Source organism: Halobaculum rubrum (assembly GCF_019880225.1).
Taxonomy (GTDB): Archaea; Halobacteriota; Halobacteria; order Halobacteriales; family Haloferacaceae; genus Halobaculum; species Halobaculum rubrum.
This window is the reverse complement of the sequence record NZ_CP082284.1, coordinates 188130-205070: the sequence shown is the minus strand read 5'-3', so window position 1 is coordinate 205070 and position 16941 is coordinate 188130. Positions and strand designations below refer to the sequence as shown.

Below are 16941 nucleotides of genomic sequence, written 5' to 3'. Positions count from 1 at the left end.
CCGCGGACGCAAGTATTGCCGCGGCCCGCTCAGTCGTCCGTCGACCCGTAGACGGGCTCCGAGACGTCGGGTTCGACGCCGCGCAGCACCCACGCCGCGCCCGCAGTCAGCGCCACCGCGGCCGCGAACACGAGCCAGTTCACGAACCGCACGCCGGCCGAATACACGACGAGGTCGCGACCCAGCAGCATCCCGACGAACAGCAGCACGCCCGCGGCGCCGGTCGCGACACGGGGGACCAGTTCGTCCAGTTCGCCGAGCCAGCGCGTCGCCGCCAGCAGTCCCGCGAACGCCGACAGCGACACGGCGAAGAAGGCGGCCTGCTCGGGGGGGCTGTACGACGAAACCGGATCGATCCGCGCGAACACCCACGCGAGGAGCAGCCCGACCAATCCGACGCCGACGGCGAGTCGACTGCGCGAGAGCGCGTCCCGCGAGAACCGCCCGTCGTACGCGAGTATCGTCGTGTACGACAGCAGCGCGAAGATCGAAAAGCCGGTGAGGAAGTGCGCCGCGTGCACCGGCGCGGAGTAGCCGCCCGGCAGCGCGCCGTTGAGAGTCACGGTGATCGCGCCGAAGATCGCCTGCATCGGCGTGAGCACCGTCGCGAGGGTCGCTGCGTACCGACCACGGGTCGACACCGTTCCCCGTCCGAGCCACGCCCACACGGCCGCGCCGAGGATGAAGATCCCGGTTATCATCGCCCACAGCCGGTGGAACCACTCGATGAACGAGGGGATCGACTGCGGGAGCACGCCCCCGTCACACAACGGCCACTGTTGGGCACACGCCAATCCTGCGCCGGTCGCGGCGGTGTAGATCCCGAGCGAGATGAGCGTCAGCGCCATCCCGGCCGTGAACGCCGCGTACCGACGGAACGAGAGCCAGTCGGGTCCGCGTGTCATCGACGGATCTGGGTCGCGCTCGCACTTAGAACGCGCGGTCGAATCCGACGCGATGGGGTCACCATTAAGTTCCGATGCGACGCGCCGGGAATCGTGAGCCCTCCACCGAACCCGATCGGATCAGCCTTCCTCGCACGAGTCACTCCGGACGACCGCCGGAGGCGGCGACTGGTCGCCGCGACGGCGTCGCTCGCGGCGGTGATCGCGCTGTATGCGGCCGTTGCAGTGGTCTCCGGCGTCAAGAGCGGGCCGATCTACAACCTGCTTATCGCGGCGTTCGCCGCGGTAACGCTCCTCGCGCCGGCGTTCGCGGCGGCAGCGTTGCTGGCCCCGGACGCAGGGGGCCCCGGCGATCGCCCCGGGGACGCCGCCGATGGAACCGAGAGCGATCCGGTGACGGAGCTACAACGGCAGTACGCGACAGGCGAGATCGACCGCGGCGAGTTCGATGAACGGATGGAGGCCGTTCTCGACGCGGACCGATCCCGTACGGACGCCGGACGATCGGTCGCGGCCGCGTCAGGTCGCGACGGCGACACGGATCGCGACTGGGAACACTCTCGTCGCTGACAGGATCAGATCACATCAACCCGTCGAGGTCGTCGTTCTGGAACAGCTTATCGGCCTCGTCGGTCTCCTCGCTCTGCCGTTGCGCCTCCTCACGGGCCTCCTTCGCCCGCTCCATGAACTCCTCCACCCGGGGGGAGCGTTCGACGCCGCCGAGCACGATCAGCGCGGCGAGGCGGTCGGAGTCGAGCGGGAAGTCGCCGCCGCGGACCTGCATCGACCCGGTCTCCTCCTCGAGCCACTTGCGGGCTCGCTCGACGCCCTTGCGCGAGATGCGGTCGGGCTTGCCGGCGACGACGAGCAGCGCGGCGTCCGCCTCCGTCGCGTTCGGGAGGCTCGTCCCCGTGAGCAACGCGTTGCGGGTGACGCTGGTGACGACGTTGATGTTCGTGTCCGGGTCGTCGTCGGCTTGCGCGCTGGCGTAGCCGAGCGCGGCGATGCCGCCCGAGCGGAGCGTGTTGATCACCTCGCTGGTGTCGACGACCGACTCGCCGACTCCCTCGACGTTCTCGCCGGAGGCGAACAGCAGGCCGACCCGGCGGGCGATGGACTTGTTGATGCTGTCGAACCCCTCCTCCAGGCTCTCGCCCGAGGAGTGCCACGCGTCGTTGTCGATGAGGATCGTCGAGTCGGCTTCCCGCGCCAGCGTCTTCAGCGAGCGTCCGGCGTTGACTTGGTACATCGCGCCCTCGCCGCGTCCGGGGAGGATGCCGATGGCGTAGACGGGCACGTCGTACACGCGCTTGAGCTCCTTCGCGAGCACCGGCGCGCCGCCTGAGCCAGTCCCGCCGCCGAGCCCCGCGACGATGACGATCGCCTCCGCCTCTGCGGTGATGCGGCCGTCGAGCGCGGACATGACCTCGCCCGCGTCCGCCTGCATCACCTCGGCGCCGAGCTCGTTGTCGCCGCCCACCCCGTGTCCCTTCACGCGGTCCTGTCCCACGAGTACCGTGTCGATCGGGATCGATTGGAGGTCCGCCGTGGCGCTGTTGACGGCGAGCGCCCCTCGGACCGAATCGAATCCCATGTCGCGGTCGAACTCGACCAGCGAGGAGGTGACCTTGCCGCCGGCCTGGCCGACGCCGATGAGGACCGTCTTCATACGCACGCAGTTCGTGCAGCCCAGCGCTTGAATCTTCCCACGGTCGGGGTGGCTTCACTCGCGGTGACTTCGAGCGTGTCGCCGCGAACGCGCCGCCGGTGGGGCGCTGTCCTCGACGTTCGCGCTCCACATTGCGGCCCCTGTCGGCCTCGAAGTTCAAATACGAACACGCGGCTATCCCTCGTATGTCCCGTGACACGTCGGAGCGGTTCTCCCCCGAAGACGGACGGCTGACGGACGCAGACACCGGTTTCGACGCCACGACGACCACGGTCGATGACCTCCGAGCCAGGATCGCCGCCGTCGAACGCGCCTGCACCGGCGACGCCGACACCGACCTATCCGATCTCGCCGACGCTGCCGAAGCCACGGCGGAGCTGCAACGCGCATCCACACGGCTCGACGACCTCGAAGCGCGCGTCGCCGAACTCGAATCGGCCACGCAGGCGCTCCGCGGCTACGTCGGATCGATACGCGCGGTGAACGAGCGCGTCGAGCGACGCGCCGACCGGGCGCTCGCAGCGACAGGGGAGGGCCCCACGGAAGGGCGACCGGATCAGGAGCGTTCGGGGCGGACCCGACCGGCCGGGGACCGACCGGCGATCGACGGGACGGCGGCCCCGGCCGACGCGGTCGGGGACGAGACGACCGGGCCCCCCGACGACGCGGGCGACCCCGAGGACGACGACGCGCCGCTCGTCGAGCGGTTGCACGACGCGCTGTGATCCGCGCGGTCGTCGCGGTCGCGGTCGCGGCGGCGCTGCTCTCGGCGTCGCTCCCGGCGGTCGAGACCGCACGGGTCGAACGGACGACGGCCGCGATCGAGCGCGTCCCCGACCGGATCGACCGCGCGGCGCTGTCGACGCTCGCCGGGGAGCCGGAGCGGCGGCCGTCAACCGGATCGGCGCCGACCGCACGACGCGTCGTGTCGATCCCGGTTCCCGGTGGATCGGTCGCGACCGCGCCGGTTCGATCGCTGTCGCTGTGTCCGGGCGACGAACGGGGAACGGCGGTCCTGGTCTCCGCCGTCGGCGACGCCGTCCCGTCACGAACGGTGCTCTCGGCCCCGTACGACCTCCCGAACGGCGGGATCGCGCTCGACCGAGGTCGCCGCGTGTCCCTCTCGTTGGTCCCCATCGGTTCCGGGCCCGGAGGAACGACGCGCCGCGTTCGGGTCCGACTGCGTACCCCGCCGACCCCGAGCGCAGGTTCAAGTACCGAGACGGAACCAGCCCGGCCATGCGACTCATCGACGACCTCCGCGACCGCGTCGGCGACGGACGGAGTGCCGACGACCGCGGATGCGCCGGGGGTGGCTGCCGGTGCACCACCGAGTTCGCAACCCGTTCGGTCCCCGGTCACGGATCGAGTCCCGATCCCGGTTCGATGACCGAGACGACCGCACTGCACGTCGACGCGTCGGGGTGTTCCGGGGGCGACCTCGCGGCGGATCCGGCGTGCAGAGCGACGGTGATCGACGCGCTCGCAGACCGGGACGCCGGGCTCGTTCGCGTCCGATCCGGCGGACTCGATCGGTTCTACGAGGACGAGGCGGCCGCGCTGTTGCTCGGGGCGGGCCGGTTCGCGGACGCGGTCGAGGGCCGCGATCCGGCCCTGGCGGAGCGCGTCCCGGGGGATCCCCTCGCGGTCGCCCGCGAGACGGTCGGCCGTGCCGGGCCGGTCGCTCGACTCGCCGCCGAGACGGGGTTCTCGACGTGGGCCGACACCTGCGCCGACCCGGGGAACGGCGAGGCGTCGCTTTCGGCGAGCGTCGCCTCGGTGGCGGCGCTGGGACGAACTCGACCCGCGCCCCCATCCGACACTGTGCTGCGCGGGCGTCGGGACCTCTCGACGGGCGGAAGCGCGACCGTGTACGACCGACCGGACGACGTTCCGCATTATCACCTCACGCCCGCGGATCGAACGTTCTCGGCGGACGCGCTGGGCATGCTTGCGGCTGCTGCCGACGCACTCGCCGACGGATCCGTGGCTCACGGGCCGCGCTCTCATCGCCGTGCCGTCCGCCACGCGGTCGCCGATCGAACGTCCGACGCGGGCGAAACCGGGAACCCGGCGGAGCCGCTTCCGATCGACTCCCTGGCGGCGGCGCTGCGTCGCCACACCTGCGGGCTCGGCGTGTTGGACGAACTGTTCGACGACGACCGCGTGACAGACGCGTTCCTGTCGGCGCCCGCGGCCGACGGGAGGCTCCGGGCGGTCGTCGACGACGAGACGATGACGACCAACGTCCGGCTCTCGCGCGACGATCTCGACGCGTTGGCGTCCAGAGTCCGCGCGTCCAGCGGGCGGGCGTTCTCGCGGGCGTCGCCGACGACCGACGCCGCCCTCGGCGACGTTCGCGTCGCGGCGGTCACCGATCCCGCGAGCGACGGCCGCGGGTTCGCCTTCCGACGACGAGACGAGGACCCGTGGACGCTCCCCCGGCTCGTTTCGGTCGACTCTCTCTCGGCACGAACCGCCGGACTCCTATCGGTCGCCGTCGAGCGCGGCGCCGCGATCCTCGTCGCCGGCCCCCGCGGAGCGGGCAAGACGTCGCTGCTCGGCGGGTTATGTATGGAGGTTCCGGTCGACGCCCGGACGGTCCTGATCGAGGACACGCCCGAACTCCCGGTCGCGGCGATCCGCGAGGCCGGCCGTGATGTACAGCCGCTGCATGCCGGGACCGACCGAGACGACGCGCTCACGCCGACCGACGCCGTCCGAACCGCTCTCCGGCTCGGCGAGGGCGCGCTGGCCGTCGGCGAGGTCCGCGGACCGGAGGCGCGGGCGCTGTACGAGGCGATGCGCGTCGGCGCCGCCGCCGACGCCGTCCTCGGGACGATCCACGGGACCGGCGGCGAGGCGGTTCGCGAGCGGGTCGTCTCCGACCTCGACGTGCCGGCGTCGTCGTTCGCCGCGACGGATCTCGTCGTGACGCTCGGGCCGGACAGAGCGCTGGCGTCGATCGAGGAGGTTCGCGGACCCGACCTCGGGGATATCGTGGAGGTCGTCGAGCGCGACGGCGGCGGGGTCGTGACCGACGTGATCGATCGCGGCGAGAGCGCGATCGTCGCCGAGCTCGCCGGACCGGGCGAAACGTACGCCGACGTTCGTGAGGCGATCCGTCGCCGTGGGCGGGCGATCGGTTCACTCGCGGACGTCGACAGGACCGACGTGAGCGGGGTCGACGTGACCGCAGATCCATGACCGGACGGAGAGCCGTCCAGCGCTGGATCGCGTCGGCCGCCCGCGCATGGCCCGATCGCTACGCCGGTTGGGTCGCCCCGGACGAGGAACTCCGCCGGGCGTGCGCGTTCCTCGATCTCACCGTCGACGCCGACCGTATCACGTCCGCGGCCGCAACCGGAAGCGCGCTCGTCGGAGCGGGTACGTTCGTCGTCGCGCTCGGCTGGTGGCTCCTCGGTCGTGCAGTACCCCCGTCGATTGCGGTCCCCTTGGCGTCCGGAATCGCGGTGGCGACCGGCTGGATCGCGTTCTCGGGAAGCTGTCGTGCGCCCGTGGTCGCGGCGGCGATCGCCAGAACCCGGGCGGTCGGGGACGCGGCGGCCGTCGCGAGCGCGTTGGCGCTGTCGCTCCGGCTCTCGCCGGTGCCGGAGCGGGCGGCGCGCTTCGCCGCGAACGCCGGGACGGGACCCCTCCACCGGAGCCTGGCCGAACACGCCGATCACGCCGTCGTCACGGGCGCCGCCGACGGCGGACTCTCGGCGTTCGCCGCGGAGTGGCGCGAGTGGTTCCCGGCGCTCGATCGCTCGGTCGCGCTCCTGCTCGCGGCCGTCGACGCCGACGCGGGCACCGATCGGACTCGGCTGCTCGATCGCGCGGTCGCGGCCGTCGAGGACGACCTCCGCGACCGGACGGCCTCGTTCGCCGGCGACCTCCGCGCGCCGGTCACCGGACTGTACGCGTTCGGGGTGCTGCTCCCGCTGGCGCTCGTCGGCACGCTTCCGGCGGCGATCGCCGCGGGCGTGCCGGTTCCGCCGCGGGCGTTCGTCGTGACGTACGACGTGGTGTTGCCCGCGGCGGTCGCTGTCGCCGCCGGCCGGCTGCTGCTGCGCCGCCCGGTCGCGATACCCGCACCGCGGATCGACACGACACATCCGGACGTTCCCGACCGACGGGGACCGGCACTGCTTGCAGCCGTGGCGACGGCTGCCGCGGGCTGGTTCGCTGCCCCGATCGTCGCCGGCGAGTGGGCGAGCCCGGTGCTCGCCGTCGGCGGCGGCGTCGGTGTCGGGCTCTGCGTCCATCTGCATCCGCGCCGCGAGGTCCGGCGGGCGGTCGACGAGCGAGATCGCGGGCTGAGCGACGCCCTCGCGCTGCTGGGTCGTCGTGTGGCCGACGGCGAGGCCGTCGAACGGGCGCTCCCGGCCGTCGCGGCGTCGCTGTCCGGGCCGACGGCCGACGCGCTCGCGGAGGCAAGCCGGCGACGGTCGGCGCTCGGCGTTCCGGTCCGGCGCGCGCTCGCCGGCGACGGTGCTCCCTTCGGTCCAGATCGCGGTTCCGGCGGCCGAGCGGCCGGCGCGGTGACCGCGATCGCCACGGCGGCGACGGAGGGGCGGCCAGCCGGGGACGCGCTGGTGACACACGCCGACCGACTCGACGCGCTGGCGAGCGCCGAGCGCGCCGCCCGCCGGGAGCTGGCGACCGTGACGGGGACGCTCCGCGACACGGCGGCGCTGTTCGGCCCGCTCGTCGGCGGCGCGACGGTCGCGCTGGCGGGACGGCTCGACGATCTCGGCGGGTTCGGCGGTTCGGGGGCGGTCGGCGGCCTCGCATCGGGTGCCGGCAACATCGGCTCGACCGCGGGCGCCGTCGGACACACTGCCGGGGGCGCAGTCACAGCGGAGACCGCCGCGCTCTCGGCGTCGCTCGTCGGCCCAGTCGTCGGGGTGTACGTGTTGTCGCTGGCGGCGACGCTGACCGTGCTCGCGACGGGACTGGAGCGCGGGCTCGACCGCACGGTCGTCGGCTACCGCGTCGGGATCGCGCTCGTCACCGCGAGCGGCGCGTTCGTCGCCGGACACGCCGCCGTCGCGATGCTCATCGGGTGACCCCGCCCCGAGCCTTCAAATACGAGAACGGGACCACCCCGGGACATGATCGACGCACCGCTTGACGTCTGGTACGCCTGGATCGGGCTCGCCGTCGCCGGCGCGGTCACCCTCGGGGTCGTGTCGGGGCTCCCGACTGCACCGCCGCCCGACGCCGTCTCGGCCGCCGAGACCGTCGACACCGTCGCTGCTGCGGACCCGCCCGCGACCGCCCGCTATCGGGTCACAGCGGATCGGACCCGAGTGACGACCCGCGGCGTCTCGCTGCGCTCCGACGGCGGCAGCGCGTTCGCCGCCTTCGGAACGGACTCGGTTGTTCCCGTCGACTCCGGCGACGCGCTCGCGGGGATCGCGCTCGGCGATCACCCGAACCGGGCGTTCGACGCACCAGGAGAGTTCGCCGTCGCGGTCGCGACCGCGCGTGCGGAGGAGGACTCGATCGCGACGCGAACGGAGTCGGCCGCCGAATGGACCGCGGGCCGGACGCTGCATGTCCGCCACGTCTCGTGGGGGGAGACGGATGTCACGCTCGTTCTGGTCGCGTGAGCGCGCGTTCGCCGAGCCGACCGTCGCGCTGGCGGCCGTACTCGCGCTGTCGCTCGGCGTCGCCGCGTACACGGTTGTACTGGGCGGTGTCGACGAGCGAGAGCCGACCGCGGAGCCGACGCTGGAACGCGTTCACGACGCGATCTCGGTCGGCGGCGTCGCGGATCCCGGCCGCCTCGATCGAGTCCGCTCCGTGATCGCTGGAACGGACGGGAACGCGAGCGTCACGCTGACCGTCGCGGGTCGACATTGGCGCGCCGGAGATGCGGTTCCGAAGTCCTCGGCTCCCGCCTCGACTCGGGCGACGGCGACCCATCGCGTCGGCGTCGCACTCGCACCCGGCCGCGTCCGGCCAGGACGACTCCGCGTCACGGTGTGGCAATGACCGGGTCGCTGCTCGACGTGTGCCTCGCGCTCCTCCTGATCAGCGCCGCCGCCGGAACGCTTGTCGGCGCCGACGCGGAGGCGGCCACCGCCGACGATATCGGAGCGTCGTCCTCGCGAGCCGGCGAGACGGCGGAGACGCTTGCCGCGTCGACGGCGGCAGTCGAGTACACGGTCGTCCCCGCAGGCGAGAGGACGGGGACCGACGACGGCGCAACCCCGTCGCCGGAGGCACAGCGGGTCGCACACGCGACGCTCGCCGAGCACCTCGCGCGCGCCGCGGTCCGGTCGGCGACCTTCGAAGACGCGACGCCGTCGCCGACGGCCGCTGACTACCGTCGGTCGGTCCGCAGAACGGTCGCCGACGCGCTCGGTTCGAACACGAGGGTTCGCGCCGTCTGGCGTCCGCTCCCGTGTGACGACTCCGACGAGGGGTCCCGAGTCACGGAGGTGATCAGAGTCGGGCCCCGCCCACCGCCGGCGGCGACCGTCCACGCCGCACGGTTCGCGGTTCCGGTCGCCCCGTCATCGGAGTCATTGACGTCCGGGGACGGGGACGCCACTCGAGTCGGGAGCGCCGCCGCGCGAACGATCGCGGTGCTGTTTCCGCCCGACAGGATCGCCGCCGCCGCACGGGGTGACCCCGCGGCGGCGACGGCCGTGACGGACCGGTATCGTCGGGCCGGCGAGGCGCTCGGCGTCGACGCGGTCGACGCGTTGAAGCGCGGCGGGCCGCGCGAGGCGAACCGCGCGCTCGCGACGGCGCTCGCTGACCGATATGTGGGGGATAGCTCCTCGGCCTCCAATGAGACAGCCGACGCATGCCGGACGGGAGATCCGGACCGCGTGACCGTCGTCGTCAGGACGTGGTCAGCATGAACGCACGAGGCAGTCCGGGGTCCGCGCCCGCCAGGGTCTCCGGATGCGGCGGACTCCGCGGGTTCGGCGGATTCGGCGCACTCGGCGGATCCGGGGGCGGAGACGACGGCGACAGGGCGCTGGTTCCCTTCGCGCTGATCGCCGTCGTGCTCCTGCTCGGAAGCGTCGTCTACGCGAACACGCTCGCGCTCCGCGGTCCGGTCGTCGTCGACACCGCCGCGGACGACGCGCTCGACCGCGCCGAAGCGGTCGGCAGGCCCGCTGTCAGGACTGCAGCGGCCGCCGCGGCCCGCGAGGCGGCCCTGAACCCCGTAACGGCGCCCGCGAACACGACGGCTGGACGCGCCCTCGATCCCCACCGGCCGTTCCGGGACGCGCTTCGGCTGCGGATCTCGCTGGCGGTCGCCGATGCGCTGGCCGACGCGCGGACCGACGCCGGCGGGGTGACGGCGACCGCGTCGCTCCCGGCGGTCGAGTCCCCGAACGACACGCGGGCCGCCATCGAGCGCGTCTCGGTCGCGTCGCTCGCGAACGGAACCGCGATGCGCGTCACCGTCCGGAACGTGACGCTCACCGCGACCCGCGGGGGCGACGCCGTCGCGACGCGTCGGGTGAACTACACCGTCGCGGTGGCGGTGCCCGTCCTCGCGATGCACGACCGCACGGTCGCGTACGAGACGCGGCTGAACCGCTCCCCCTTCCAGGGACCGGGACTGGGCCGTGCGCTCACGTGGCGCCTGTGGTCGGTCGCGCAGGCTCGCGGCACCGGACAGTACCTCGGCGCGCCGATCTCGAACGTGCTCGCCGCCCGCCACGTGGAGCTGTCGACGAACGCCGCGGCGTTGCGCGCGCAGGGTGCGACGTACGGCCACAGCGACCCGGCGGGCCGCGCCGCGTTGATCAGGGCGACCGGTCGCGTCGGAGCACGGGACCTGCTCACGCCGGCGATGGAGAGCGGGCCGTCGTGGACCGGTCGTGTCCTCGACGCGAGCACGTCCGCTATCGGAGCGGGCGCGGGCGGACCGTCATCGACCGCGTCCGCGAACGACAGCCGGTGGGACCCGAGCGGCGGCGCCGCCGGAGCCGCCGGCGCTGATGGTTTCCGCGTTGGCGTGAACGCCACCGCGGATCGGGCCTTCCTCGAGTTCATCGACGACGACTCCCCTCGGGGCTTCGACGCCGTGGTCCGCGACGCCTACCGCGCCGAGGCGGTCCGCAGCGTGACCGTAGAGTCGGTCGCCCGCTCACGGCGACCGTCGGCGTCCCCGCCCGGTCCCAACTGGACGCTCCTCTCGGCGCGGACCGACGAGCGGGTCGTCATCGTCGACCGGGAATCGGGCTCCACGCCGTCGCGTTCGTCGTCCTCGCCGCACTCCGCGTCGTCGTCCCGCTCGGTCGCCGACGAACGGCGGACGGTCGCCGTCAGACACCGTGTGACGAGACGATGGATAGCTAACGGCTCCTTTCGGACGACGACGGCGACGTGGACCGACCGGTACGAGGTGCGGATCGCGGTGTCGATCGAGCATGCCCCGTCGGCCGGCCCCGCACGACCGACCGAGCCGGTGTTCGTTCGCGGCGGCGCCGTCGACGGGCCGAACCTCGCGGACACACCGGCGGCCGCGCGAGCCGAGCTACTTCCCGCCGGCGCCGCCGACCGCGAGGCACGGGCCGCGGTCCGGTCGATCGCCGAGGACGACTCGAGACCGGGCGAGACTGTGGACCGTACGGTTCTCTACGGCGACAGACCGGATCGCCTCGACGACTGGGTGTACCGCGACGTGGCGGCCCTCCGCGAACGCGTCCGGGGTATCTCCGTCCTCGTTCCGCGTTCCGAGGTCGCCGCCGGAGGGGCGAACGCCGCCCGACGGCTGGCTGCTGTAATCAGACAACGGCGGGACACACTCGTCGACTCTCCGGGGACGTACGACGGCGCCGCCGACCGGGCGCGGGTGGCCGCCAGAGCTGCGTACGTCGACGCGGTGCTCGCGGAACTCGACGCCCGATCCGAGAGCTCGGCCGCGCGCAACGACGCCTATCTCGAACAGATCCGACAGGTACGAGGGAACGCTGACGGACGGATCGACGAGCTCGCACGGATCGCGGCCGACGCGACTGAGCCGGAGCCGGCGCCGGCGGGGCGGTGGCGCGCCGGCGAAGTGGTGTTCACCCCGCAGGGAACGCCGGGGTATCTCCCGGTCACGGCCGTCGGCGCCGATCACGTCGCGTCGGTGACGCCCGGGGAGCCGGTTCATCCGCTCGTCGCGCGTAACACGAACCTGTTTGCCGTTCCCACCGGCGACGCAGCGGACACAGTCACTGACGCCGCGCTCCCCGCGCAGCGCACCGCGTCGCTCCCTGAAGCTGGGCGGGCGCTCGTCGCTGCGAACCGGACGGCCGCGGCGACGAACGCGAGCGCGGCTCCGGGGTCGGACGAGGACCGCGCGCGGGCGACGCTGCGCCGGCGGGTCGCCGACGAGCTTCGAGTTGTCGACTCGCGCGCGCTCGCGGTGCTCGACCGCCGGACGGATCTCGCCCGTCGCGAGCGGGCCGCCGCGATTCGCGCCGCGAACCGTCGGTGGCCGTCGCCGGGAGCGCGGACGGCGGCGATCGTCGACGGGTCCTACGCCGCCGCCGTCGCACGGGCCGCGACCGCCCGCGCCGACGACTGGGGCGAGGCCGACAGGGACCGGTTGGCGCTCCGGCTGCGCGTCGAGACCGCGGACGCGGCGACCGACGCCAGCGTCGCGGTCCCCGCGTCGATCAGCGCGGGCGTCGTAGACGAGACGCGGGCGGCGCGGCGCGCTGAACTGCGCACCGCGGCGAAGCGAGCGGGTGACAACGCCACCGAGCGCCTCCACAAGCGGTACGGCAAGGGGAAGCTCGGACCGGTCCTCGCGGGGCTCCCGGTCGCGCCCGTCCCCGGCTACTGGTACGCGACGGTGAACGTCTGGGACGTGGAAGTCGCCGGCGCGTATCCCCGGTTCGAAGTTGCCGCCCCCGGCGGCGACCCCGACGGCGGTGTCAGTCAGGTCCGGTACGTTCGCGACGGCCGAACCGTAACGATCGACGTGGACGGTGACGGGACAGTCGAACGACTCGGCCGAAGCGAGCGCGTCGCGTTCCGGACCTGGACGGTGGTCGTAGTCGTCGTTCCGGCCGGACCGTCCGGCGTCGGCGACGTGGACGGGAACGCGGACGAGCGATCGCCGGAGTGGCCGTGCCCGACTGTGCCGGACGGTAGCGGAACCGCGGCGGCGGCCGAAGCTCCCGGCTGTCCGCCTCCGGGCGGGGAGTGACAACGGTTTTGCCGTCGCGGGCGGGAGGGAGGGTATGCTCTACGACGCCCTCGCGGATCCGGACGGGGCGACACCGGGGGACCTGCTCGATTCGTACGCGGGGGAGTTGGCGGGAGCGCTCGACGACGCCGATCCGGCCGCGGTGGCCGACGAAACCGGCGTCGACGAGTCGGTCGTCGCCGCGATGGCCGCCGGCGACACCGACGCGCTCGCGACCGTCCGACTCACCGACGCCGCGGCGGTTCTCGAACTTCACGAGGGGGTTCCCGCGGACGACATCGCATACGAGGTGCGCGACCACCTGATGATGGAGATGGTGACAGCCATCCTCGACGTGGACACGATCGCCGCCGAGATCGACGCCGACCTCACCGGACAGGAGGTCCAACAGGCGCTCGAAGGTCGGACCCGGCTCACCCTCGGCGAACTGGCAGACATCCAGGCGCTCATGATCGACCGGACGCCCTGATCGCCCACTCGACTCCAACTCAACTGATCCCCCCATGCACGTCACGATCATCGGCTGCGGCTACGTCGGACTCGAACTCGCGCGCCAACTGCTCGCGGACGGCCACGCGGTCGTCGGCGTTCGTCGATCACAGTCGGGGCTGGACGCCGTCGAGGCGGTCGGCGCGACGGCCGTCGCCGCCGACGCGACCGACCCCGACTCGCTTGCGGCACTGCCCGACACGGACGCCGTCGTGTTCGCCGCCAGCTCCGGCGGCCGCGGCGCCGACGCCGCCCGTTCGGTGTACGTCAAGGGGCTGCGGAACGTGATCCGCGAGTACGACGCTCGTGAGGCTCCGCCGGACCGACTCGTGTACACCTCCAGCACCGGAGTGTACGGCGACCACGGCGGCGACTGGGTCGACGAGGAGACACCGCTGGACCCGACCACCGACAAGACCCGCGTGCTCGCCGAGGCCGAGCGCGTCGCCCGCGAGGAGGCGGCCGCGGTCGGCATCGACGGCACCGTCGCCCGGTTCGCCGGCCTCTACGGTCCGGACCGCTATCGACTGGAGCGGTACCTGGACGGGCCGGTAACCGCGGGATATCTGAACATGGTCCACCGCGACGACGCCGCGGGCGCCGTGCGGTTCCTCCTCTCGGACGACCTCGCGCGCGACGGGACCGTCCTCGTCGTCGACGACGAGCCCGCCGACAAGTGGACGTTCGCCGACTGGCTCGCCGACGAGTGCGGCGTCGAGCGGCCCGAAACGCGCACCAAGGAGGAACGAATCGCCGCGGGCGACCTCTCGACGGCGGCCGAACGTCGGGTCCGTACGAGCAAGCGCTGTTCGAACGACCGCCTCCGGACGCTCGGATACCAGTTTACGTATCCCACGTATCGGAGCGGATACCGGGCGGCGGTCGAGGCGTATCGCGACGAGTAAGGGACTAGTACCTTCATATGGTGGGCCCAAATAGCGCCGCTATGGCACAGGTGAGCACGCGAGCCATCCGGGCGGGGTGGGACGCGCTGACCGCCAACCCGCGGCTGGTGGTCGCCGTCGCCGGCGGCGCTCTCACGCTCGTCGCCGCGCTTGCGCTGTACCGACGACTTCGTCGGGCGCCGGGCGAGCGGTTCCGGGCGCTGCTGGCCGGGCGAGAGTCGATCAGCGTGCTCTTGCACCCGAATCCGGACGGGGACGCGATGGCCGCCGGCATCGCCGTCGCCGAACTCGCCGAGAGCGTCGACACCGACGCGATCGTCCAGTACACTGGCCAGGTGCGCCGCCAGGAGAACCGCGCGTTTCGGACCGTCCTCGACGTGGAGTTGGACCGGATCGACCACGTCTCGGACCTGGCCGCCGAGGCGGTCGTCCTCGTCGACCACAACGCCCCGCGCGGGTTCGCGGGCGCCGACGGCGTGCTCCCGTTCGCGGTCGTCGACCACCACCCCGGGGAGGGCGGCGGCGAGGCGTACACCGACGTTCGTACCGACTACGGCGCGTCCGCGAGCATCCTCGCGGAGTACTTCCGCGACACCGGCGCGACGCCGATCCCGCCGGACGCCCACGAGACGGAGGTGACCGGAGCCACCCTTTCGACGCGCACGGCGACCGGCCTGCTGTACGGCATCGTCTCGGACACGAACCGGCTGACGAGAGGAGCGTCCGCGGCCGACTTCGCTGCGGGGGCGTACCTTCAGCCGGGCGTCGACGAGGACACCCTCGAACGGATCGCGGACCCGGCCGTCAGCACCGAGGCGCTCGACGTGAAAGCGCGCGCGATCGCCGGCCGGGAGGTCCGCGGCTCCTTCGCCGTCAGCGACGTGGGGCGCGTCTCCAGCGCCGACACCATCCCGCAGGCGGCCGACGAACTCGTCGGCCTCGAGGGGGTGACGGCGGTCGTCGTCCTCGGCGAACGGGAGGGGACGATCCATCTCTCGGGGCGCTCGCGCGACGACCGCGTCCACATGGGACGGGCGTTGGAGGCGGCTGTCAGCGACGCGAACGACGCCTCTGCCGGCGGGCACGCCCGGATGGGCGGCGGCCAGATCGGGCCACAGATCACGGCCGACGGGAGCGAGGACGTCCCCGTCCTCGGCCGGACGGAACTGATCGACCGGCTGTTCGACGCGATGGACGGGGAGCGCTGAGGGGAGCGAGAACCGACGCCCGTCCGGCAGCCCTTTTCTCGCTCGGCCCGGACCGCCCGACATGGCAACCTCCAGCGGAACGTGGGCGTACCGCGACCGCTTCGGCGACCGCTTCGGTCGCACCTACTTCCGCCGGTTCGGCCCCGGCGTCGTTTCCAGCGTCGGCCTCGGCACGTACCTGGGCGATCCCACGGACGCCGTCGACGACGGCTACCGCGAGGCGATAGTCGCGGGACTGGAAGCGGGGGTCAACCTCGTCGATACCGCGAGCAACTATCGGTGCGGACGGTCCGAGCGCGTCGTCGGAGAGGCGCTTCGCGAGTCGACCGTCGACCGCGACCACGTCGTCGTCGCGAGCAAGGCGGGCTTCCTCCCGTTCGAGAGAGAGCGCCCCGACGATCCGAGTGAGTACGTCCGCGAGCGATTCGTCGACGCCGGCCTCGTCGACCCCGCGGACCTGGCGCGGGGAAGTCACTGCATCGCGCCCGGGTTCCTCAACGCGATGCTGGATCGATCGCTGGACGCGCTCGGCGTCGACTCGATCGACTGCTACTACGTCCACAACCCCGAGACGCAGCTCGCGGGACGCGGGCGCGAGGCCGTCTACGATCAGCTCGGCGCCGCGTTCGAGGCACTGGAGCACCGCCGCGCCGCCGGCGACATCGGCGGATACGGCGTCGCCACCTGGGAGGCGTTCCGCGTGCCGGCCGACCACGACGCCGCCCTCGATCTGGCGGCGGTGCTCGCCCGCGCCGAGGCCGCCGCCGACCGAGTCGGTCTCGACGAGCACGGCCTCCGGGCGGTACAGCTCCCGTTCAACGTCCGGATGGCCGACGCGTTCACCCGCGAACGCCACGACCCCGACGGCGAAGACGGACCGGTGAGCGCGCTGGAGTTCTGTCACCGCGAGGGGTTGTCCGTGTTCGCCGCCGCCAGCCTCGGGCAGGGGGATCTGACGAAGGAGGGGTCGATCCCCGAGTCCGTCGAAGCGCGGTTGGCCGGGGACTCGCCGGCCCAGCGGGCGCTGAACTTCGCGCGCTCGGCGCCCGCAGTGACCGCGGCGCTCGTTGGGTGTAGCCGGGCCGAACACGTCCGCGAGAGCGTCGCCGCGGGGACGTTCGACCCGTTGGGCGCGTCGGCGTTCGACTCGGTGTTCGAGTAGCGAGGGGATCGCTTGCCGAAGTCGTTAGCGGGGTCGAAAACGGGAGAATCGAACGTGGAGGGGCCGGGTCGGTCGTCGTCGCGGTCGGAGATCGGTCGTGTCAGCGAAGTTCCTTCCACTCTCGTCCGCAGTCCTGACAGCTCCGGATGGTGTACACCTCATCAGGCGGGTTCTCGCTCGCGAGCGACTGACCGCAGTCGGCACACACCAGCCGTTCGTAGTTGTCCTTCTCCAGTTCACCCTCGCGGAGCCCCTTACGAGTCGATTTCATACCCGTGAGTTGGCGCGGGGGCCCCAAAAGGACGGCGTTGCGGACGACCACGCCGTCCGGCGGGGCTTGCGAGTCGTACCCACGACGGCGGCGAGTCGGAAGGCTTGAGCTTTGAGACGCAAATCGTTGGACCGTGTCACGGGGACGGCTGT

The 16941-nt window shown here is 72.7% G+C and carries 16 protein-coding genes; 13 read left to right on the top strand and 3 right to left on the bottom strand.

The genetic code is table 11. The annotated features are described in order from the left end of the window. Positions 1–29: 29 nt before the first annotated feature. Positions 30–905 (bottom strand): COX15/CtaA family protein, encoded by an 876-nt coding sequence (locus K6T25_RS01085; protein ID WP_225917776.1) that lies wholly within the window; start codon positions 903–905, stop codon positions 30–32. 93 nt (positions 906–998) lie between these two features. On the opposite strand from K6T25_RS01085, the gene K6T25_RS01080 reads away from it, so the two are divergent. Beyond that, positions 999–1475 (top strand): SHOCT domain-containing protein, encoded by a 477-nt coding sequence (locus tag K6T25_RS01080; RefSeq protein WP_222915820.1) that lies wholly within the window; start codon positions 999–1001, stop codon positions 1473–1475. A gap of 10 nt (positions 1476–1485) precedes the next feature. Here K6T25_RS01080 and K6T25_RS01075 read toward each other — a convergent pair whose 3' ends face one another. Next, positions 1486–2574, bottom strand: a complete 1089-nt coding sequence (locus K6T25_RS01075) for a tubulin/FtsZ family protein (RefSeq protein WP_222915819.1) — start codon at positions 2572–2574, stop codon at positions 1486–1488. A 185-nt stretch (positions 2575–2759) separates the two neighbouring features. Between K6T25_RS01075 and K6T25_RS15710 the strand changes: the two genes are divergently transcribed. From K6T25_RS15710 to K6T25_RS01015, 12 genes are all read left to right on the top strand, one after another. Further along, positions 2760–3299 carry a DUF7310 family coiled-coil domain-containing protein gene (locus K6T25_RS15710; protein ID WP_222915818.1) on the top strand — a complete coding sequence of 180 codons (540 nt, stop codon included), beginning with the start codon at positions 2760–2762 and terminating at the stop codon, positions 3297–3299. Beyond that, positions 3296–3964, top strand: coding sequence for a DUF7311 family protein (locus K6T25_RS01065; protein ID WP_222915817.1), 669 nt, complete (start codon positions 3296–3298; stop codon positions 3962–3964). Before K6T25_RS15710 ends, K6T25_RS01065 begins: the two co-directional genes overlap by 4 nt. After that, positions 3961–5781 (top strand): ATPase, T2SS/T4P/T4SS family, encoded by a 1821-nt coding sequence (locus tag K6T25_RS01060; RefSeq protein ID WP_222915816.1) that lies wholly within the window; start codon positions 3961–3963, stop codon positions 5779–5781. The genes K6T25_RS01065 and K6T25_RS01060 overlap by 4 nt, the downstream gene beginning before the upstream one ends. Beyond that, a complete protein-coding gene (locus K6T25_RS01055; RefSeq protein ID WP_225917775.1) occupies positions 5778–7646 on the top strand; it encodes a type II secretion system protein in 1869 nt (622 codons plus the stop codon). The genes K6T25_RS01060 and K6T25_RS01055 overlap by 4 nt, the downstream gene beginning before the upstream one ends. Before the next feature lie 45 nt (positions 7647–7691). Next, a complete protein-coding gene (locus tag K6T25_RS01050; RefSeq protein ID WP_222915815.1) occupies positions 7692–8192 on the top strand; it encodes a DUF7283 family protein in 501 nt (166 codons plus the stop codon). Beyond that, positions 8167–8577, top strand: a complete 411-nt coding sequence (locus tag K6T25_RS01045; protein ID WP_222915814.1) for a DUF7285 family protein — start codon at positions 8167–8169, stop codon at positions 8575–8577. Before K6T25_RS01050 ends, K6T25_RS01045 begins: the two co-directional genes overlap by 26 nt. Beyond that, on the top strand, positions 8574–9455 hold the full coding sequence (locus K6T25_RS01040; protein WP_222915812.1) for a DUF7284 family protein: 882 nt from the start codon (positions 8574–8576) through the stop codon (positions 9453–9455). Before K6T25_RS01045 ends, K6T25_RS01040 begins: the two co-directional genes overlap by 4 nt. After that, positions 9452–12754, top strand: a complete 3303-nt coding sequence (locus K6T25_RS01035; RefSeq protein WP_222915810.1) for a DUF7286 family protein — start codon at positions 9452–9454, stop codon at positions 12752–12754. Before K6T25_RS01040 ends, K6T25_RS01035 begins: the two co-directional genes overlap by 4 nt. 34 nt (positions 12755–12788) lie before the next feature. Further along, positions 12789–13223: a DUF5791 family protein gene (locus tag K6T25_RS01030; RefSeq protein WP_222915808.1), complete on the top strand. Its 435-nt coding sequence runs from the start codon at positions 12789–12791 to the stop codon at positions 13221–13223. Between the two features lie 34 nt (positions 13224–13257). After that, positions 13258–14148 carry an SDR family oxidoreductase gene (locus tag K6T25_RS01025; RefSeq protein ID WP_222915806.1) on the top strand — a complete coding sequence of 297 codons (891 nt, stop codon included), beginning with the start codon at positions 13258–13260 and terminating at the stop codon, positions 14146–14148. A 41-nt stretch (positions 14149–14189) separates the two neighbouring features. Further along, complete coding sequence (locus tag K6T25_RS01020; protein WP_222915804.1) at positions 14190–15356, top strand: DHH family phosphoesterase; 1167 nt, start codon at positions 14190–14192, stop codon at positions 15354–15356. Between the two features lie 61 nt (positions 15357–15417). Further along, the gene (locus K6T25_RS01015) at positions 15418–16518 is read left to right on the top strand and encodes an aldo/keto reductase (protein ID WP_222915802.1); all 1101 of its coding nucleotides are present in this window, start codon (positions 15418–15420) and stop codon (positions 16516–16518) included. A gap of 100 nt (positions 16519–16618) precedes the next feature. Here the strand turns inward: K6T25_RS01015 and K6T25_RS01010 are convergent, their stop codons facing one another. Beyond that, the gene (locus K6T25_RS01010; protein ID WP_222915800.1) at positions 16619–16789 is read right to left on the bottom strand and encodes an HVO_0758 family zinc finger protein; all 171 of its coding nucleotides are present in this window, start codon (positions 16787–16789) and stop codon (positions 16619–16621) included. Positions 16790–16941 lie beyond the last annotated feature (152 nt).